The organism is Brachyspira murdochii DSM 12563 (assembly GCF_000092845.1).
GTDB classification, from domain to species: Bacteria; Spirochaetota; Brachyspiria; order Brachyspirales; family Brachyspiraceae; genus Brachyspira; species Brachyspira murdochii.
The window spans coordinates 2,051,323-2,073,102 of record NC_014150.1 but is presented as its reverse complement, the minus strand read 5'-3'; the positions used below and the strand labels follow the sequence as shown (position 1 = coordinate 2,073,102).

General features: G+C 27.2%; 16 protein-coding genes. 10 read left to right on the top strand and 6 right to left on the bottom strand.

Features of this window, described 5'->3' with window-relative positions; all coding sequences use genetic code 11:
- Positions 1 to 10 precede the first annotated feature (10 nt).
- A complete protein-coding gene (locus tag BMUR_RS09095) occupies positions 11 to 445 on the bottom strand; it encodes a PTS sugar transporter subunit IIA (RefSeq protein ID WP_013114277.1) in 435 nt (144 codons plus the stop codon).
- Positions 446 to 747: 302 nt separating this feature from the next.
- On the opposite strand from BMUR_RS09095, the gene BMUR_RS09090 reads away from it, so the two are divergent.
- The 5 genes from BMUR_RS09090 (at position 748) to BMUR_RS09070 (ending at position 11,454) form a co-directional block, all read left to right on the top strand.
- On the top strand, positions 748 to 5,133 hold the full coding sequence (locus tag BMUR_RS09090; protein WP_041750105.1) for a translocation/assembly module TamB domain-containing protein: 4,386 nt from the start codon (positions 748 to 750) through the stop codon (positions 5,131 to 5,133).
- Positions 5,133 to 7,739 carry an outer membrane protein assembly factor BamA gene (gene bamA / locus BMUR_RS09085; RefSeq protein ID WP_013114275.1) on the top strand — a complete coding sequence of 869 codons (2,607 nt, stop codon included), beginning with the start codon at positions 5,133 to 5,135 and terminating at the stop codon, positions 7,737 to 7,739. The genes BMUR_RS09090 and bamA overlap by 1 nt, the downstream gene beginning before the upstream one ends.
- 54 nt (positions 7,740 to 7,793) lie before the next feature.
- Complete coding sequence (locus BMUR_RS09080; protein ID WP_013114274.1) at positions 7,794 to 8,222, top strand: OmpH family outer membrane protein; 429 nt, start codon at positions 7,794 to 7,796, stop codon at positions 8,220 to 8,222.
- Positions 8,223 to 8,309: 87 nt separating this feature from the next.
- On the top strand, positions 8,310 to 9,350 hold the full coding sequence (gene lpxD, locus BMUR_RS09075) for a UDP-3-O-(3-hydroxymyristoyl)glucosamine N-acyltransferase (RefSeq protein WP_013114273.1): 1,041 nt from the start codon (positions 8,310 to 8,312) through the stop codon (positions 9,348 to 9,350).
- Positions 9,351 to 9,486: 136 nt separating this feature from the next.
- The gene (locus BMUR_RS09070; protein WP_013114272.1) at positions 9,487 to 11,454 is read left to right on the top strand and encodes a methyl-accepting chemotaxis protein; all 1,968 of its coding nucleotides are present in this window, start codon (positions 9,487 to 9,489) and stop codon (positions 11,452 to 11,454) included.
- A 99-nt stretch (positions 11,455 to 11,553) separates the two neighbouring features.
- Here BMUR_RS09070 and BMUR_RS09065 read toward each other — a convergent pair whose 3' ends face one another.
- Positions 11,554 to 12,243, bottom strand: coding sequence for an ankyrin repeat domain-containing protein (locus tag BMUR_RS09065; RefSeq protein WP_013114271.1), 690 nt, complete (start codon positions 12,241 to 12,243; stop codon positions 11,554 to 11,556).
- A gap of 149 nt (positions 12,244 to 12,392) precedes the next feature.
- Here BMUR_RS09065 and BMUR_RS09060 point away from each other — a divergent pair, with 149 nt between their 5' ends.
- The 4 genes from BMUR_RS09060 (at position 12,393) to BMUR_RS09045 (ending at position 16,564) form a co-directional block, all read left to right on the top strand.
- Positions 12,393 to 14,006, top strand: coding sequence for a peptide ABC transporter substrate-binding protein (locus BMUR_RS09060; protein WP_013114270.1), 1,614 nt, complete (start codon positions 12,393 to 12,395; stop codon positions 14,004 to 14,006).
- Between the two features lie 506 nt (positions 14,007 to 14,512).
- Positions 14,513 to 15,073: a hypothetical protein gene (locus BMUR_RS09055; RefSeq protein WP_013114269.1), complete on the top strand. Its 561-nt coding sequence runs from the start codon at positions 14,513 to 14,515 to the stop codon at positions 15,071 to 15,073.
- Positions 15,074 to 15,364: 291 nt separating this feature from the next.
- Positions 15,365 to 15,916 (top strand): hypothetical protein, encoded by a 552-nt coding sequence (locus tag BMUR_RS09050; protein ID WP_013114268.1) that lies wholly within the window; start codon positions 15,365 to 15,367, stop codon positions 15,914 to 15,916.
- A gap of 21 nt (positions 15,917 to 15,937) precedes the next feature.
- Positions 15,938 to 16,564: a hypothetical protein gene (locus tag BMUR_RS09045; RefSeq protein WP_013114267.1), complete on the top strand. Its 627-nt coding sequence runs from the start codon at positions 15,938 to 15,940 to the stop codon at positions 16,562 to 16,564.
- A gap of 59 nt (positions 16,565 to 16,623) precedes the next feature.
- Here BMUR_RS09045 and BMUR_RS09040 read toward each other — a convergent pair whose 3' ends face one another.
- Positions 16,624 to 17,196 carry a hypothetical protein gene (locus BMUR_RS09040; RefSeq protein ID WP_013114266.1) on the bottom strand — a complete coding sequence of 191 codons (573 nt, stop codon included), beginning with the start codon at positions 17,194 to 17,196 and terminating at the stop codon, positions 16,624 to 16,626.
- Positions 17,197 to 17,690: 494 nt separating this feature from the next.
- Between BMUR_RS09040 and BMUR_RS09035 the strand changes: the two genes are divergently transcribed.
- Complete coding sequence (locus BMUR_RS09035) at positions 17,691 to 18,326, top strand: tetratricopeptide repeat protein (protein WP_013114265.1); 636 nt, start codon at positions 17,691 to 17,693, stop codon at positions 18,324 to 18,326.
- A 303-nt stretch (positions 18,327 to 18,629) separates the two neighbouring features.
- Here BMUR_RS09035 and BMUR_RS09030 read toward each other — a convergent pair whose 3' ends face one another.
- The 3 genes from BMUR_RS09030 to BMUR_RS09020 form a co-directional block, all read right to left on the bottom strand.
- On the bottom strand, positions 18,630 to 19,481 hold the full coding sequence (locus tag BMUR_RS09030) for a hypothetical protein (protein WP_013114264.1): 852 nt from the start codon (positions 19,479 to 19,481) through the stop codon (positions 18,630 to 18,632).
- A gap of 11 nt (positions 19,482 to 19,492) precedes the next feature.
- Positions 19,493 to 20,722, bottom strand: coding sequence for a hypothetical protein (locus tag BMUR_RS09025; protein WP_013114263.1), 1,230 nt, complete (start codon positions 20,720 to 20,722; stop codon positions 19,493 to 19,495).
- 455 nt (positions 20,723 to 21,177) lie between these two features.
- Entirely contained in the window at positions 21,178 to 21,657 is a 480-nt protein-coding gene (locus BMUR_RS09020; RefSeq protein WP_013114262.1) for a hypothetical protein, read from the bottom strand.
- Positions 21,658 to 21,780 lie beyond the last annotated feature (123 nt).

The window sequence follows — 21,780 nt, the reverse complement described above, 5'->3', positions numbered from 1 at the left end:
CTAAAAAAATTTACTGCAATATGATATCGTATATTTCTAAATCAGTTAAATCATCATACATTATTCTTTTAATTTTTTCGCTTTCATTAAGCAAATCTGCAATTTCTTCCATTAAGCCTTGATGATTCTCATTATTTTCAGCTGCCAAAGTAAATAACAGAAATATTTTATTTTTTTCATCAAAATCTACACCATTTTTAATTTTTAAAAGTGTAATTCCATTTTTCAAAACCCCATCTTCCGGTCTGGCATGCGACATAGCCATTCCGTCACCCAACACAATATAAGGTCCAGTTTCTTTGATGTTTTTTATAATGCAATCAACATATCTAGGCTCTATACACTTATTTTCAAGTAAAAGCTCCGCACCTTTTTTTATAGCCTCTTGCCAATTATCAATACTATCAACTATATCTATTTTGTTTCTTATAAGCTGTTTTAACATACATATACCCCTGAATAATAAACTATTTTTACGTATATAATATTATAGTTTGATTTTTATTATTTGTCAAATCTATTTTAATGTACAAACAAGTTTCAAAATACTAAATTACAAGTTTTTAATATATAAAAAATCAAATTCCGATAATTAATAATTAATGATATAACAATTTTTCTAAAAATAGGTTATATTATAGTATAAAAAATAATTGTAAATAATTTTTAAAAAAGGACTTTTTATTGCGTAAAAAGGATAGATACTCTAGGTTTAGAATGTATATAGCTACAACCTTGCTGGCTTTTATGATACCTGCTTTATTTAGCGTATCTATAGTGCTTTCAAATAAGCAGAAATATCTTGATAATGTTATAGAATATATCAATAAAGTAAGTCCTATAAACATATCTATATCAGATATAAGCATATCATATAAATTAGAGCTAGTTTTGGATAATGTTAAACTTTATTCCAAAAATAGTAAAGATGCATTCTTTGATATGGATAAAGCCTCATTAAGATTTAATTTTCTTAGGATATTTATAAAGAGAGATCCGCTTTATCTTTTAAGCGATATTAATATTGATAATGCTGACTTTTACCCTATTGTTTTTGATACATCTATATTAAAAAGTGAAAGTACAAATAAAAAAAATATATATGAAAGTATTAGAGATACGGTTAATAGTATAACTCCTATATTTATGGATAAAAATATCAATATAAAAAACTTCTCAGCAAAAGTGATTGATGATAATACTACAACAGAAGTATCTCTTAATTCTCTGTACGGCAACTTTAGAGATTACGGATATTTTTTGTCATATGATTTGAACTTACCAGATAAAACAATAGTTCATCTTGCTTCAGAAAGTACAACTAATTTATCAGATATTAACACATTAATATATGCTAAAGATGAAAATGGAGATTTATTTAAATACAATTTATTTATAACAAATACATACGATAAAATTGAGGCTAGTCTTCAGAATGAAAATAAATACGACTTTATCAATTTAAATTATAATCATAATAATGAAGATATTAATTTTTCAGTTACAAATATCAAAATAAAAAAAGATACTATATATAAATTTATGAATATAGCTTTAGATACTCCTATTATTTATAAGTTTGTAAAATTGGACAATAAAAAAATAACTTCTGTAAGTAATTATATTAATACTTTCAGAGATGCAGATATTAACGCCTACGGCTATTATTCTCTAAAAAATATAACAAACTCATATATAGACTTTGACTTAAATGTACGTGATAAACTATTCAATGCGGCGGTTAATGCTGAGCTTACAAATAACAGTATAATACTTTCAAATGCCAGTATAAATGCCCTAGATGGTAATATTACAGCAAGCGGTATAGTTCCTTTAAGCGATCCTATATCAAGTGTTATATCATTAAATGTTAAAGATATAAATGCAGGGGCTAAAAAATTATCTACAAAACTTTATTTAAAGCCTACTGCTGTAGATGATAAAGAAATAAGATCAAGATTTACAATATCATCTTTTACATATGCAAATACATTAGCAAATCCTTTGTCATTTGATTTTTTATACAACAGAGATGATAAAGACATAGCACTTAATTTAATACCTAGTAAATATGAACAGCCTTTTAATATGAGCTTCTCTCTTGATAGAACAAAACCAATATTAGCGGAAGCCAAAGGTGTAATACCTCAGGATATATTTTTAGTATTATTAGGCAAAAATATAATAGATAATTTATCATCATTAAATGTAAACTACAGCCTAAGCAATGCAATGTATACAGAAGGCAAAGGAAATGTTCATATACTCAAAGCTTCATCTAGGAAAATATATACAGAAGAATATCTTATAAGAATAGGAATATCAGCATATCAGAATGTCATAGATATAGATAACATATACTACAGACTTTCAGAAGACAGCGGTATAAATGCCAATGCCAAAATAGAGTATGATAAAAATTTCAATGTAAAAATAAATGGTAATATAGGAACCCCAGCAGGTAATTACGGATTAAGCGGCTTTACAACAACATCTACAAACGGAAATAGAATAATCTACGCTTCTACTGATAAATCAGAAATAATAGCAAGCGGAGTAATGGCAACAAACGGATTATTAGATTTAAACATTAAAACCCCAAAAACTTTAAGCATAAAAGATATAGATATAAATGTTGATGTTGATATAAATAACTATACTCAAGAGCCTATATATATATACGGTAATATTAAAGCCAATAAAAACTTAGCTCCTATATTTGCTTTAAATACCCAGTTTGAGCTTTCTAATCAAAGTATAATGCTTACCAATATAGTGCTCGATTATGGAGAAAATAGAGTGTCTGGAAACGGTATACTTACTTCAAGCGATGGTATAGGTAAGTTCACTGCCCTATTAAAAGATATAGAAAATGACGGCATATTTGCATTAGATGCTTCTATTAATAAAAATAATATATATGGAAAAGTTACTGTAAGTCAGCTTCCTTTTGATATAAGCGGTAAAGCATACGGAATACTTACAGCAAATGCCACCGTAATAGGGCTTATGAACAGTCCAGTAGTATATCTTGAAAAATTTGATGTTAAAGAGTTTCAAATACCGGGTATGAGATTTGATATTTCTTTAACTGGTTATTATAAAAAAGATGAATTAGAATTAAAAGATATACTTGTAACCAAAACGGGCGATTTCGGAATGGTTACTTCCAAAGCATTTACAAAAAAACAGCAGATAAAAATACCTTATGCCTATTTCTCAAAAGATTTGCAAAATATGCAAGTAGAGGTAAACAATATAGTTTTTCTAAGCTCATATTCAGGCACTATAGATTATAACATGAGAAGGCTGCCGGATGGAAGACAGGAGTTTAGGGTACAAACTACACCTATAACAATAAATAAAAGAAAACTTCCGGAGTTTGGAACAATAGTTACATATAACGGAGAAGATATTACATTTACAAACACAAAAAAACATGGTATTAATGGCTCTATCACTAAAGAAGAAGAAGGAACACGAACAGACTTAATATATGTCTATGATAATAATAATATGCTTAATATAGACGGCATAATAAAAAATACTAAAAGAGATCAGGTAGATTTGCTAGTTACATCAGACATAATCAATGTAGAAGTATTTGAAATATTTAATGTATTATTTACAGAAATACATTCATCGCCTACCAATTTTATGATAGACGGTAAGCCTTATACATTGTATGCCCATATACATGGAGATGCTGATAATGTTGCTATAGACGGCAGATTTTTAGGTCATGGAAGAAGAGTAAAGATAGCATATTTTAATGATGTATTTGATGATACTATAGTAGATTTTAATTTTGACGGACATATGTTTAATGTAAATAATCTAACTTTTACATCTAAGAAAAAGAAAAATCTCAGTGTAACTGGAGAAGCTGAAATTTTTAAAAATACTATAAACTATATGGCATTTGATTTACTTTCTTCAGATGAGCAGCTTGGACTTTTAGACGGCAATATGAATTTGGGTATTGCTAAAGTAAAAGGACCTGTGCATGTAGATATTACAGTAGGAGGCAATATAGCAGCTCCTAGAATAGGCGGAATACTTACACTTATGAAAAGCGATGTTCAGCTTTCTACTTTACCTTCCGGAAGCACGTACAAAGAAAGAGTTTACGGCATATTAAGTAAAATTTATTGGGACTTTACTATAGAGGCTTGGCGTCAGGTAAGAGTAGCACATAATTTAGTAGGCGATGTATATTTGGAAGAAGGCTCAAAGATGAGAGTTTATAATACTCTTATGGACGGAATAGAGCTTGCAGGTACTGTTAATGTAGACAGAGGAAGTATTTATTATCTTCAAAATATATATCAGCTTGAAAACGGTTCTGTTACTTTCCCTCCTAATAATAGTTTGGACCCTATAATAACAGCTACAGCATATACATATAAAAAATATTACCCTTCAACTGCCAATCTTTCATCTCAGTCATTTGAAAGCGAAATAGCAGGTGAGAGTGTAACTTTATATATGGAAATGAATGCAAGGCTCTCTCAATTGATATCTTCTCAAAACTCCGGACTTTCTCCAGTAAGATTCTATACTATACCTGCTTTAGGACAGTATCAGGTTAATCAGCTTGCTGGCATACCTCAGGGAAGTTTCGGAAGCAGAGAAGACCAGATGTTTGCTGAAAGCACTTCAAGCAGAAGTTCTATTAATAATAATCAGCTGCAGCAGCTTACTATGAATTACAGCGATTTGCTTTTAAGAAGTACAGTGCTAAGACCCGTAGAAAGATGGGTAAGACAATTTTTAGGCATAGATTATATTAACTTAAGCCCTACAGTAGTAAATAATTTATTGTTTGTTACGAATAATAATAGTATAAGTCCTACATCTGTATGGGATAATACAAGCGTGGGAATAGGTAAATATGTTTCTAAATATTTATATTTAAAATACGATGTTACTTACAGAGCAGTTGATACAACAAGACCTAGTATTAATGGAAAAAATGTAGACCCTTATTATTTTGACCATCAGTTCGGTTTTGAGGTTTCTTTATTAAAGAATTATAAACTTGCAAATTTTGTTTTTGAGTATAAAATAAACCCTTTCGATATACGAGGAAAAGGACAAGATTTTAATATAGTTACTCGGTGGAGATTTTAGTGAAAAATTGTATTATTCTATTTTTATTTCTTTTACTTGCTGCGGCTTTGCTTATATCAGCAGAGAGTGATTTTGAAAATTTAAAAACAGCTAGAAATATAGCTGTATATGAAGGTCTTGTAATAAAAAGAATAGATGTTACAGGAGAAGTAAGGCTTACAAAAGATCAAATAGTAAACAGCTTCCCAATAAAATCCGGCAGTAAATTTCAAAGAACAGAGATAAATGAGGCAATAAAAAAATTATTTGATACTCAATTATTTGACAGAGTAGCTATTGATGCAAATAGAGAAGATGACGGTGTTGTATTAAATATTGTAGTGTCTGAAAGATATATTATCAAAGACATAGAATATATTGGTAATAAACGCTTAAGCAGAACAGCACTTAATGATGCAATAAAACCTATAATGAGGGCAGGAGATCCTTATATACCGCAGAAACTTAATGAAGCCGTTAATGCTATTATCACTAATTATCAGGATAAAGGATATTTAAAAGCATATGTAGAGCCTAAAGTAATAGAAAATAATGAAAGCTCTGATGTTACTATACAAATGAACATAGTAGAAGGAAATGAGGTAAAAGTATCAAGCATAAGATTTCATGGTAATACCCATTTTTCAGCTAATGAGCTTAAAAGACAGATGTCAACTAAAGAAAACGGATTTATGGCATTGGGAAAGTTTAATGAATTCAAATTTGAAGATGACAAAACAAAAGTTGTAAAATATTATGCCGACCGAGGATACTACAAAGCAAAAGTAGATAATGTAAAGTTTACATATCAGTGGAGAGACCCGCAAATAAAAAATGAACAGGACTTAATAATAGATATATACATCACAGAGGGCGATAAATATTATTTCGGAGATATAGGATTTAAGGGCAACTTTATTATATCATCTGAAAATATACAAAAAGATATAAAATCAAAAAAAGGTGCTTTATATAATTACACATATCATATGACTGATTATCAGGGTATACAAAATAAATACTCTGAAAGAGGATATATATTCAGACAAGTTATACCTGTAATTACTGTTAATGAAGAAAATAAAATAGTAAATATAATGTACGACATAGTAGAAAATGATAAAGCTCATATAGAAAATATTACTATAGCTGGAAATACTAAAACTAAAGATTTTGTTATACAAAGATACATAGATATAAAACCGGGAGAAGTATTTAACACATCTAAAATACAAAGAGTACAGGAAAGATTATATAATACGCAATTCTTTGATAATATTAACTTAGGAGTAAAACCAGGTTCTGCTGAAGGACTTATGGAATTGACTTTAAATGTATCTGAAGGTAAAACAGCTATGGTATCAGGCGGCGGCGGTTTCTCTACAGGTTCCGGATTTAAGATATTTGCCTCTATTAGAGAAAACAACTTCTTAGGAAGGGGTCTGCAGTTAGGTTTAAGCGGAGAACTCGGAGAGCAGCAGAAACGTATAGCGGTGAACTTTGCTGAGCCTTATTTGCTTAATCTGCCTATATATCTGGGAGTTGATTTATCATACTTTAATGAAGGTGTTAATACAGGATATGAAATAGGAACAGGTGATTTTGGAATACCTAAATATTCATACTATACAAGACATGGTTTTGAAGGTATAGTAAGGCTTGGTTATTATTTTGCTGACTATTACTCTACATTTATCACTTTTGATACCATAGTACAGCAGTATCAGCAGTGGCATGACCAAGGTGCAAGTGCCGCAGGTCCTAATTATGTACTAAACGACATAAAAAAATATTTAGTACATAGAATAAATAAAAAAGACGGTTCTTTCCAAAGATGGCAGAGTGATTGGTTTACTACATTTATTATATCATATTCACTTCTTCGCGACAGCAGAAATGATTATTTAAACCCTACTAAAGGAAGTTTCTTAAGGGGTATAGCCGATTTCTACTTTGGGCATACTCAGCTTACAAGACTTAATTTAACTGGATTTTTAGCTGTACCTGCCACAGAATGGCTTTCATTTGCATTTTACGGAGAATTAGGTCAGATTATAGCAACTCCGGGACTTCCTATACAAAATGATGCAGATGTTTTATACTATCTTAACCCGTTTGAAGATGTACGCGGCTGGGATACTTCTAAATACACTATATTTAAGAAAAACAGAGGATTATCTACTTATGATATGAAAGCTGAAGACGGTTCAACAGACTCTTGGAGCTATGGAAGGGCTAAAGTAAGATTCTTTGCTGAACTTCGTATACCTATTATACCTAAAACCCTTGGATTTGTTACTTTCTTTGATGCAGGTCAGTTATGGATGCCTAACAGCACTGGTTGGAATCAGGATGGTGATGCTCATACTTATCCTTCGCAGTTTATGGATATTAAAGATATATTTGATCCTTCCCAGTACATATATTCTGTAGGAGTAGGTATAAGACTTACAATTCCAATATTTAATGTAAGATTTTACATCGCTAAAAGATTTGTATATAATAAAGATGATGTAGGATTTGGAAAGGGGCTTCAGGATTTTGAAGGAGACACTTTCACTCCTCTAGGAGCTTGGTTTGGAAGAGGCTGGGGTATTGCATTTACTATGAATCACCCATTCTATTAAAAATATATTGTTTTTGATGATAATTATATAAATTTATATAAAAAGGAGATAAAAATGAAAAAATATTACATTATGAGTTTATTATTTATATCAGTGCTTGTTATATCAATTATTAGCCCTAGAGTATTTACACAGTCATACAGGCTTACAAAAGTGGGATATATTGATCTTGAAAGAGTAATTAAAGAACTTACAAGCGATGAAGAGTTTGTTGAAAAATTAAAAATGAAATTAGAAGAATATAAAACTCAAGACGCTATGCAGACTAATATGACTGATACTTCTATAGCTCAAAACAACAGAGATTACTCTTTAAGAGGAGAAGTAAAAAGACAGGTTGCAAATGCTCTTATGTCAATAGTAAAAAAAGAAGGATATACTTTAATACTTGAAAGAACAGAACACTCTATACTATATGCTGATAGAACTTTTGATATCACAGAACCAGTAATAGCAAATGTTAAAGCCTCTTTACAAAAATAAATATATCATCTAAAATGCATTAAAGAAATATATATAATGCATTTTAGTTTTGATATTTTTATAAAATAAACGGAGATAATAGTATTTATGAAATTAAAAGATATCTGCAAGTTTATTAATGCTCAAAAAATAATAGGAGATGAAAATAAAGATATATCTTCTCTTTCTCCTATAAATCAAATAACAGAAGGCTCTATAGTTTGTATAGATAATAATAAATATATAGAATCTGCTTTAGAGAGTACTGCTAATGCATTGATATTAAGAGAAGAAACATACAATAATATAAAAGATTTGAAAGGTAAAACAGCTGTAATATATAATAACCCAAAAGAAGCATTTATTAAGCTGCTTTATTTTCTATTTGAAGATAAAAAATACCCATTGGGAACTATTGAAAAAACGGCTGTTATAAAAGAAAATGCCAATATAGATGCTGATGCCTACATTGGAGATAATGTGCATATAGGAAAAAATACTTCTGTAGGAAAAGGTTCTGTTATAGAGGCCAATGTATTTTTGGGTGATGATGTAGTTATAGGTGAAAACTGCATAATATATGCTAATGCTGTTATACATGACAGATGCATTATAAAAAATAAAGTTATAATAGGATCATCTACTGTTATAGGAAATGACGGATTTGGATTCTTTGAAGTTAATGGCAGACAAATGAAAATACCTCAGAGAGGAAATGTTGTTATAGAAGATGATGTTGAGCTTGGCGCTAATGTATGTATTGACAGAGCTACATTGGGTTCTACAATTATAAGAGAGGGCGTAAAAATAGATAATTTGGTTCAGATAGCTCATAACTGCGACATAGGAGAGCATTCTATAATTGTTTCTCAGGTAGGTATTGCAGGAAGTTCAAAAATAGGTCATCATTGTACATTGGGCGGACAGGCTGCTTTAGCTGACCATGTTACACTTGGAGACAGGGTAATATTCGGAGGAAGAACTGCTGTAATGTCAAATGTTAAAATTCCTTCTAATTCTATTATGCTTGGTACTCCAGCTCAAAATATAGAAAGAGAAAAATTAAAAATGATAGCCGAACAGAAACTCCCTGAACTTATTAATATAGTTGAAGCACAATTCGGAATAAAAATAAAAAGAGTAAAATAATCTTTACAATAAAATAAAAAATATGCCTATATATATAATATATAATAAAAATAATCAGTTTTTTAAAAATTTTATTGTTGTTTTTTTTGATTAAATATATTATTATACTACTAAAATAAAATTATTTAGGGTATTTATGGAAAATAAAAAATCATTAGGACTTCAATTTAAAATATTTGTATTATTAAGCATATCAATACTAATAATGTTCATAACTATTATATCATATATGGTTTCGCATAATATTTCAAATTCAAAAGAGAAAGGTTTTGCTTCAGCTGAATATATGGTTAGTACTTATGCTAAAGATATAGAAAGAGAAATGGCATCATATATATCTATGCTTAAAACTATATCTCTTTCTCTAAAAAATGATGTATTAAATTCTTCAGTTACAAGACAATCGCATGCTGAAGTTTTGGGAGAAATTCTTAAAAACAATAAAAACTTATTTGCTATATATGAGATGTGGGAGAAAAATGCCTTTGACGGAAGAGACAATGATTTTATAGATACTGATTACGGCTCTGAAAATGACGGAAGATACGGACCTGCATTTTTTTATGATGATAATACCGTTACTTATGATAAAGTTTATCAGGAAGAGTTTGATGCAAATCCAGACTACTACACTATACCAAAAGATACTAAACAGCTTTATATAAGCGATGTAGAAAAAGATGATACTTATACAGGAGCTGATACTGTACTTACTGTAAGTGTTGTTGAACCTATACTTGATAATTCCGGAAAGTTTTTAGGTATGGTTGGTGTGGATTTTTCTGCTGCAAATTTGGTAAAAATAGTTTCTGCTATATCTACTAATGAAGGTATGGAAGGTTATTTGATAAATCAGTCTGGTACTATTCTTGCTTCTACAAATACTATGAACATAGGAAAAGAGATTTCAAGCATATATACTGATAATGCAAGTCAAATAATGAATGCTGTAGAAAATAGTATCAAGTATTCTTTTATTAACAAAATAGACGGAAAAAAAATGTTTAATATTATAGTACCTTTAACTTCATTAAAGGATAATTATAATTCAATAGTGCTTCTTGTAAGTGTGCCAGAGATGGTTATAGTAAAAGAAAATATAATAAATGCTGTTATAACATCTATACTGGCTATTTTTGTACTTATTATATTTTTAATTATAATAAATATCTTAATAAAGAAAAGTTTGATAGATCCTATATTAAAAATATTACATGTTTCAGAAAAATTAAGCAGCGGAGATTTAACTTCATATAAAAACGAAGCATTAAGCAAAAGAAAAGATGAAATAGGAATGATATTTAACTCTATTCAAAATACTCAGAATATACTGTCAAATATAATAAAACAAATATTAGATTCTACTAATGCTATGGAAAATGCAAGCAAGAATGTTAGTGCGGGAAGTGCAGATCTTTCAAACAGAACTGAAAAACAGAGAGATGATCTTAAACTTATAAATGAAACTATGACAAATACATTAAAAGTAATAGATAAAACAACTAATGATATAGCAGTAACTAATGATAAAATACAAGTTCTTACTGATTCAAGCGAGCATTGCTACAATTTATCAAAAGAATCCATGGCTCTTATGGAAGATATTACTAAAGCAACTGCTGAAATATCAAATATAACAAAAATGATAGATGATATAGCAATGCAGACTAATATACTTGCTCTTAATGCTTCTGTAGAGGCAGCACGTGCTGGTGAACAAGGAAAAGGGTTTGCTGTTGTAGCAGCTGAAGTAAGAAACCTAGCTCAGACTTCTCAGGAATCTGTAAAAAATATTACTAGTATAGTTAATAACAGTATAGAAAAAATCAATGAAGGAAACAGTAAAATAAAAGAAACTATGAACGCTTTGGAAGATATAACAAATAAGGCTAAAGAAAGCAGCGATATAGTAAGTCAAATGGTTGAATCTTCCACTCAGCAGGACGCTTCGGCAAGAGAAGTACAAATTGCTGTTAATAGTGTCGATATTAGTGCCGAACAAAATACTGCCTTGGTAAAAACAAATGCTGATATAGTTATCGATATGGAAAAAGAAACTGAAAAACTTGCTGATCTGATGAAATTCTTTATTATTAATAAATAATAGATAAAACTTTTAAAAAATAATGGGGCTTTTCTTTTATAAAAAGTCCCATTATTTTTTATTAATTATTATAATTTATCTGCTTTATATTATTATCTACTATCTACATGAAGCCTTTCCAGTACGTACATTAATTCCGCCCGCTGCCTCTATCATCTTAATTATATTCTGATTGCCTGATTCACATGCATATGTATAGGCTGATTTATTTAACTGTTTACTTACTATATTTACATCAACTTTTTTATCAAGTAAAAATTTAACTGCATCTTCTCTGCTGTTTCCTGCTGCTACCATAAGCATTGTTTCTCCGTCTCTTTTATCCTGCTCATTAAGATTTAATTTACCATTGTATAAAGGATATAAATACTCTATTACTTTAATATTGCCTCCAAGTATAGCAGATTTAAAAGCACTTGTAACATCAGCAGTATCTCCGGCATATAAATTAGCACCTTTAGATACCAAATACTCCACAACATCCAAATATCCTATAAAAGCAGCCCAGCCTAAAGCAGTTTGTTTTAAGCTGTATGTATCCTGAACTTCTATATTCTGACCTGCTTCTACCATTCTTTTTATCTCATCAAGATTGCCTTCTTTTACAGCATCAAACCATTTTGCATTAGGACCTTGAGACGGTTTTGTATAAAATATTCTATGAGAGAGTCTTCTTGGATTTGCAAGATTTGTAAGCTCTTCTGGAGTGAGCCTTGTAAATCTTGAAGTTTGTGAATAAAGAGGAATTGATAATACTAAGATAAATAAAAAAGAAATTATTTTTTTCATATGATTTCTCCTGAATCTTTTTTTGTTTTAAAACTTAAAGATAATAATTTAAGTAAAAATTCATATCAATAAATTGTAAAAAATAATTGCATTATATTAATTATTATAGTATTATGATAACTAATAATTTTTTTATTAAGGATATTACTATGATTAGAAATATTATATTAATTCTATTAAGTATAGTAACAATATTTAGCATATCATGCGGTGGTAATTCAGCCGAAGAAAGAAACAGTAAAGAACTATTTATAAATGCAGGAGAAGAACCTAAAACAATAGACCCTACCCTATCAGGAAATGATTTTGTATATCCAAGACATGTATTTGAAACATTAATAACAAAAGACAAAGAAGGCAATCTTCAGGCAGGTGCATGCGAAAGCTGGGATATATCCGAAGACGGACTTACATATACTTTTTATTTGAGAACCAATGCTATATGGTCTGACGGCAAAAAAAATGTAGTTGCTGATGATTTTGTATATGCATTACAAAGAGCAGCCAATCCTTTAAGCGGTGCTGAATATACTTCTTTTATAGAATATATAAAAAATGCAGTTAAAGTGCTTTCAAGCGAACTTCCTGTAGAAGAGCTAGGAGTTAAAGCTATTGATGATTATACTTTAGAAATAACATTGGAAAATCCTACAGGATATTTTTTAGATATTTTAACTTATCCTATATTTGCCCCAGTAAGAAAAGATATTATAGAACTGTACGGAGATCAATGGTCACTAAGTCCTGAAAGCTATATAGGAAACGGTGCTTTTATTATGACTGAAAGAAACCCTGATGAAAAAATTGTTATGATAAAAAATACCAACTATTGGAATCAAAATAATATAGTGCCGGAAAAAATTACTTTTGTAATGATGAAAGATGCTACTTTAGCACTTGCAGGAGTAAAAGAAGGCTCTTTAGATTTTTCTGTATATATTATTGAGCAAGATTTAGAAAAATTAAAAGAGGAAGGCATAGTAAATATAGCTCCTTATTTTTCTACTGTCGCATTTGGTATTAATGCTACTAATGAAGTATTAAAAGATGTAAGAGTAAGAAAAGCATTATCTTTGGCAATAGACAGAAACTATATAGTAGAAAATGTTGTACCTACAGCTAAAAGTCCTACAAGTGCTTGGGTGCCTGTTGGTGCTTATGATATAGAAGGCGATTTTAGAAAAAACGGAGGAGAATATATAGACTTATCAAAAGAAGCCTATTCCAATAACGTAGAAATGGCTAGAAAGTTAATGGCTGAAGCAGGATATCCTAATGGAGAAAGCTTTCCAGTACTTGAATACAAAACTACTTCTGACTTGGTATATATAAATACTGCAGAGGCTATTCAGCAAATGTGGAAATCTGCTTTGGGTGTAGACTTACAAATATCATCTATGGAATGGGCAGCATATCAGCAGATGAGAAGCGATAAAAATTATCAGCTTATAAGAACTTTATGGATTGGCGATTACAGCGATCCTATGACATTTTTAGAAAATTATTTGAGCTACAGAACTCAAAATACTGCAGGATACAGCAATGCTATGTTTGACAGCTATATAGAAACTGCAAGAAGCACTGCAGACCAAGCTGTAAGAATGAAGGCTATGCATGAAGCTGAAAAACTGCTTATAGCTGAAGACAATCTTCTTATACCTATATACAATCCTTCAAATCCTATTTTGGTAAGTAAAAGATTAAAAGATTATGTACTAACTCCTTTAATGGAATATCAATTTCATTATGCTTATTTAGAATAAAATAAGATAAATAATAAAATTATAAAAATAAGCCCTGTATAAAAAATACAGGGCTTTAATTATACTTTTTGATTTTTAATATATTATGGTTTTATGTAATAGGTTTATTTATAATTGTAGTAGGATTACAAAAATTTTTTATATTTATAATATAAAAGGCTTAAATAATAATAATCTGATAATGTTTATAGCATATAGTATTAAATCGTACAAAAAACAATAGTAGGGATTCTGTATATTATTATTGCTATAATAATTGCATGTGCTCTTAATATAAGAAAGTAAAATAAAATATTTAACATTTATAAGATTTTAATTACAAATATATAGGATTAGATAGCAAAAAAATAAAGTTATGATGAGAAAATGAATTTAGTATATGCATAAAAAATTAAAAAAATAATTTATTTGTATAATTCAATAAACATATATACCGTATTGACAAAAAAAGTATATTCATTAAAATTGAAAGACTATAATTTTAATTAAAGAGTAGTTAAATAAAAATGAAAATTAAAAAGAAAAAAAATGATAGCAAAGTTAATGTAATAGCTTTAATAATATATCTCTTCTTATCTTGTACTATACCTCCTACTGCAATAACAATTTTTGCTAAGGCTGATAAAAATATACAAGAAAAAAAAGAAATAATAGATAATAATAAACAAACTAATGCAGCAAATTTTGACAATTTTGATAAAGAAGAAACACTTCAAAAAATAATAACATTATTATTAAAAGGAACTTCATCATCTAAATATAGCGGATCAAAAGCGGATTTGAATATTGTTGGTGTGAGAGTATTAATTGTATATGTACTGACTTATATATTATCGCTTATAATTACCTCACTTATAGCCCAAAAATATTATCATGAAGAGATAAAACTAAAAGAAGATATTAGAGAGACTATAGAAACAATATTAGTAGGGTTGATTACTCTGGCATTAATGGCATTCGTTTTAATAGTAATAGTAATAAAAATGGAAAGTAATAGAGAATATTTAGCTTTCAGCGGAGCAATTTTTGGTTCTATAGCATATATTATAATTAGGAAAATTTCTTAATTAAAAAAATATTAAATCAAAAAACTACAAGCACTAACAAGTTTTGAAACAAGTCTGCTCTATTGACAAAAAAAGCATATATAATAAAATGATAATAGGATTATGAAAAAAGTAGAATGCATCTAAATTCAATTATAGGCATTTATTAATTTATACAATACAGTTTTATTTTCTATTATAAAAGTCTATATCATCATAAATAAAAAAGTATTGTTTTTCTTAATCATTATATTTTAATAAAAATATATTTATAAATACAGACAATTATAGAATAAAAATAATAAAGTTATTATGAGAAAAAGAAAAGAAAGAAAAGATAGAGAAGAAAATATTTATATAAGAGCTATTCTTCTTATTATACCTACTATGGCAATACTTATAGGATTAATATTGTTTGTTATTAATGCCCCTGCAATATTAAATAAGTACGATGCAGTAAATAATAAATCAGAAACGATTGATAAATATTATCAAAAATATGATTTTACTAATGAAAAATATGATTTACTTAATTTAGTTATACATTCTCTAAATCCTAGGCGTATTCATTACGTGAGATTTGAATGGATACCAGAGAGTTTATTTTTTAGAGTTACAATCATGTTTATTCTTAGCTTTTCATCAGCACTATTTGGTATTTTAGCAATTCATAAAATAAAAAAAGAAGGATTAAAAAATAAGAAGGAGTTAATAATTAATTTACTTCCATTAGTGTGTATTGGAGTTACTATATTTGCTTTCTTTATGTTAAAAGATAATATTATAACTGTCAAAGAATATTTAAGTATAGCAGCTGGCATTATATTAGGTTTGTTGCTCGCAAATTATAAATCTAAGCCTTAATAAGGAGAATAAAAAATATTTATGAAAGATATAATTTTTAATTTAATATACAAAATCAATATACCAGAAAATGATTTATTTAGAATGTCAGCATTATTTTTATGCTCTTTTATAATAGTATTTTTTATATTAGTGTTGATTAAAGGGGATTTGAATCTCGATGATTTTTTAGGTGACAGTTATGGTTTAGGTCCTGGTATAGTTATAATATTAATAATAGCATTTTTTGGAGTATCAGAATTTTTTATAATAAAATACATTGAAAATACTTATGAATATATATTTATAGCAATTGGTGTTATAACAGCATTATTTAATATAAAAGATAACAATATAAAAAAAACATTTTTTGCTGCTTTTATATTTTTTCTTATTCTTTTATATGCAGCATTTATTAATGCTCCGTCAACTGATACAGCTATCAATAATCAAAACATTACAAGCAATTATACTAATGATTTGAAATCAACTTTATCAAATCAAAAAGGTATTGCTCACTTATTATTAGGATACAACAATCTTTTTGCTTCTGTTTTATTTGGGGATATTACATTAAAAGATTATATAATAATATCATTAATTTTTATTTTATCTACAATTGTAATTGTTTATATAATTAAAAGAACTGAAAAGAGAAAATCAAAATAAGACATTTTAATAATTTTAATTTTGCTATTTTTTATAATAGATTCACTATATAAATAAAATTATTTATTATTTTTATCATTATCTCTAAGGTATTTACTAATTCTCAATGCTATAAATGACAGTATACCGCCGGAAAAAAAAGCTAATAACTCTATCATGCTTTCAATACTTCCATTCATATTAAAAATAGCCATGTTTCCATGTATTTTATAAATAATAGCCAAACTCATTATAAGAATTACAGCAAATGTAATAATATAAAATCTATAAGAGTAATTTTTAAAAAAAAGCATATCTGCTAAAATGCCTATAATGGCACATCCTATAAAAAATATTATTACCAATCTAATAAATAAATCTTCTGAAGCCTCTCCAAAATCTGCATCATAATGATATCTATCTCTATTCCAACGGCGTCTAATTTCTTTAGTTTCTATACTGTTATCAAAATCATAACTATTTTCTAAAATAATATCATTATCACTTACTATATAGTTTCCATTATAGATGTTATTTTCTTCATTGTTACTTTCTTCTATTGTAATATATATATTAGAATGATGTTTTGTCATTTCATTATAAAATATAAAAGAAAGAATAACTAATATAACTGCTAATACACTAATTTTCATAATACATGCCTTTTTAATAATCCTTCATTTATTATAAATTTAAATCATTTTTATTTCAATCAGTTTTTATTATCCCCCCCACCCTATATCTTTTTTACTCTAAATTGTTACTTACATCTTAATTAACATCTATTAGAACTTGCCCAAAGTTTTTTAATAAGCATATATTTAATAATTAAATACTAATATTTTTTTGAATCAGTGAAAGATAAAATAAATTTTAATAAAAAAATTATAAATGTTATTTATTAATTTAAGGCTAATATATTTTTTATTGTTGATTTTTTATTTAAAAATTTATATTATTGCAATAAGTAAGAAGTAAAAATAGTCTATAATATAAGATTTATTATAAATAAAATATTAATCTTATAATTATACTATAATAAATAAAAAATATTGTAAAAGAATTATTAAAATTTCAGCTTAAAATACTGTTATAAATTCTAAATGGATAAGAATTATTAATGAATATTTTAACGGAGAAAATAACTATGTACGAATCATTTAAAAATTATTATAAAGAAGCTGTTACATACTATAACAATAAAGACTATAAAAATGCATTAGAGGTATTTGATAAGGCTATAGAATTAAACCCTAATTATGCAAAAAGCTACCTATACAGAGGTGTTTCTAAATTATTACTTAGCCAAAAAGAGGAGGCTTTAGAAGATTTCAATAGGGCTATAGAATTAGATCCAAATTGTGCAAAGTTCTATTTCTATAGAGGTATTAACATGGTAGCGTTAAATATGGATATAGAAGCTTTAAAAGATTTTGATAAAGCTATAGAATTAGATTCCAATTATGTAAAAGCGTATCTGCATAGGGGGCTTTCTAAATTAGTATTGAATAAGAATGAAGAGGCAATATCAGATTTTAATAAAGTTATAGAATTAGACGCTAATTTTTCTGAAGCATACTATTTAAGAGGTATTTCTAAATTTGGATTGGACATGCATAAAAAAGGTATGGAAGATATTGATAAAGTAATAGAACTCAATCCTGATAATCCATTTGCATATTTTCTAAGAGGAAGTATTAAAAAGAAATTGAATAAAAACAAGGAAGCTCTTAAAGATTTTGAAAAATATGAAGAAATGGAAAAACAAAAATCATCAATATAGTTTTTATAAAGTATTATTAAAATAAGCATATATTTAACGCACGCAGAACGAATCCAAAAAATAAATACATTTTGTATTATAATTCAGATGTTTTTTAGTAATGCGTTTAACGTGCGTTGAGTAAGTTTCAAAAGTTAATAAACACTTGGGCGGGCGTTAAAAATATAAATGTAACTTTTAAATGTAGATGAAGTTTATTAATAAAAAATAAGGATTACAAATCTTAAAGGGCGGGGAATTAGAATAAAATTAAAAACCGCCATGATATATTCACTATCATAACGGTTTTTATCAAATATCAAATTATTCTAAAGCTCTAAAAGAAACACCAAATGTAACCCCAAAATCCAAATTGGAATAATCATATTTATAGAACATATCTTTACTAGATATACCGGGTATGATAAGTCCATTATCTCCCTGCTTTGGTATATTACTATTCAATACAGAAACATCATACTGCATACCAAAGTTATAACTTAAATATGCTCCAAGTACAAAATCCATTTCAGCATTATCAATTTTATAAGGTTTGAATGCATATTCTGCTGTTATCTTTATATAGGGAGCAACAGGAACTTTAAATAGCTTTTTTATATATGCATAATCTAATTTACTATTATATGGTGAAATTATTGATAAATTTTCACTAGGCATTACTGATATTATATTCCTAGGATGATTAGATGCAGCAAAACCAGATATTGGAAATAATACACCTGCTCCTATACCTATAGAAAAATTGTTAAAAACTATTTTCTCTAAAGCTCCTAAAACTAAACTATAAAGAATAACTCTATCAGTGAAGATATAATATATACTATCACTTTCACCTTCATATTTTGTGCTTATTATATAAGGGCTGTATCCTATTTCTAAAAGGGAAGTTAAGCCTGTAACAATATTATTATTAATATTATTTTTTACACCTAATTGAAAAATAGCTTCAAAATCTAAAAATATATCCCCTTTTATAGTTCTAAAATCAACAAGGTATGAATATTCATTTTGATCAACTTCTGTTTTAGTAAAAATTTTTGAAGCCCCTATATTCATAAATATACCAAATTCAGGAGAAAACTTCATTGAATATAAAATATGAATATTAAACAATAAAATAGTTATGATGATGGTTAAGAGTAACTTTATTTTCATAAGATAATTTCCTAATTTATTTGAATTTTAAATTCTTTTCCAATTTTACCAAATCTTTTTACATTTGTAAATACAAATTTTAAAATTAAATTATTAAAATTATCAGGAGTTTTATTTTTTTTAACTATATCCAATTTCATATAATTACTTTTTGAGAATCCTAAATCCGCTATTTTATATTCATTATCTTTACTAAAACCAATTTGCTCCTCATTCATAAAAAAATTATAATAAGCATTTATTAATGAAATAGGATCTCCATGATTTCCATCCATTTTTACAAAAACTTCTAATTCATTATTAGAGTTTTTAGCCCCAGAATGAGATAGATTTAAAGTTAGTCTTGCATTCTTATAATACTCAGGATTTAACATAACTGATTTTCTCACATTTATCTCTCCTGTATCATAATCTATTGTAAATGTAGTATTATTATCTATTTTTTCCCCATTATATAATACATTAAAAGTAGAAATATCAGGATATGAAGTAGGGTTTTCAGGATCTGGTTTTATTGCTGGCGGAACAACTGGAGTAGATACTATTGCTCCTATAGTTAATACTACAGCTGTTACTACTAATGCTGTAACGAATGTGGCTACTGTTGCAGCTGTTGCTGCGGCAACTGCTGCTATTATTCCAAAAATAAAAAAGAAAAATCTTCCTTTAGGCTGATTATTACTATCCTGAACATAATTATTAATAGCATCCCATATTTTTAAACTTATAATTAGAGTTTTAGCATGATAATTTTCTTTTGAATCTAAAGAAGAAATATTATTATAATTATATATATCATCAGATAATTTAATATTATAAAAAACTTCTTCCATACCATTCATACTCCACAATACATCAAATGCCCCATTAACATGATCTGAAGCTGTACCTCTAATTAAATTATCATCTTTAGAAAAAGAAATATGATCTGGAAATTCTTTATTATCTTTATATACCATAGCAACAGATATATTATTTTGTTCATCAGTTATTATAGCAGTATATTCGTTTTCTCCTGTTTTTTTTGATATTAAAGAAAAATTTTCTGCTATATCTTTTGTTTTCATGAGAATATTATCGGTTTTATTTTCTGAAATTTGATATTGATCATCTAAATATGAAAACGAAATTTCAGTTTTTTTAATACTTGAAGAAGGAGCAGTAACATTGTTATTTTTAGCACATCCCCAAAAATTGACAATTGTCAAAAATACCATAAATAAATAAATAATTTTTTTCATTTTATAACCTCTTAAATAATATTTTGCAAAAAAAGTACTATGAGTTTTATTTTTTGTCAATGTTTATTTACTATAAAAATATAGTTGTGTACAAAAAAAGTATAAAAATATATTTTAATAGTTTGATTATTCAATATATAGTTACTTTTTTGTTGTTATTTATGAATTGTATTTTATATTTAGCTGAAAGATTAATTATAATATATATTAGGCTTTGATTAGATTTAACACACGGTAAATGAAATTTAAAGAATGATAAAATTTGAATTATAAATAAATATATATTTTTAGTTTAATTCTGCGTGCGGTAATAGAATAATAAATTTAAAAAAAATTGGTGGGTGTTAAAAATTATAAATGTAACTTTTAAATATAGATGAAGATTATTAATAAAAAATAGGCTTACAAATCTTAAAGGGCGGTAATTAAAATAAAGTTTAATTTAAGTAAATATATTATTTTTTAAATATTAATTTTGCCAATACAAAGCCTATTATAAAGCCTATAGGCAAAGATAAATACTCCAATATGTTTTTTATATTTTCATAGTTTATAAAAATAATTATCCCTGTAATTATAACAGATAAAATGAGTATTATTTTAGCAGGTATTAATTCTTTTTTATAGAATTTATTTTTTGATGATAATATAAGACTAAGTAAAAAACCTATAATAAGAGAGCCTGTGAACATAATAAATACTCTGTCCCCTTCAAGGTCAAGATCATGTCTGTATCTTCTTCTTCTTATATTTTGATATTCAATTTCAGAGTCTGTATTATAATTATTTTCTATAATATAGTTATTTTCTATATAGTTTAATTTATGAATATTGTTTTCTAAGTTTTTATTATTATTTTTTATCAAATCATTATAAAAGATGTAAGAAATTATAATGAGTATTAATATAATATCTATTTTTTTCAAGAATTTCATTTTATTTCCTAAATATGTCTTCTAAATATAATTCTACTATAATTTAAAACTTATTTTATTTCAATATAAAATAGGTTTTACATTCTTGAATAATAAGCGATTTTATTATATAATAGTAATTTC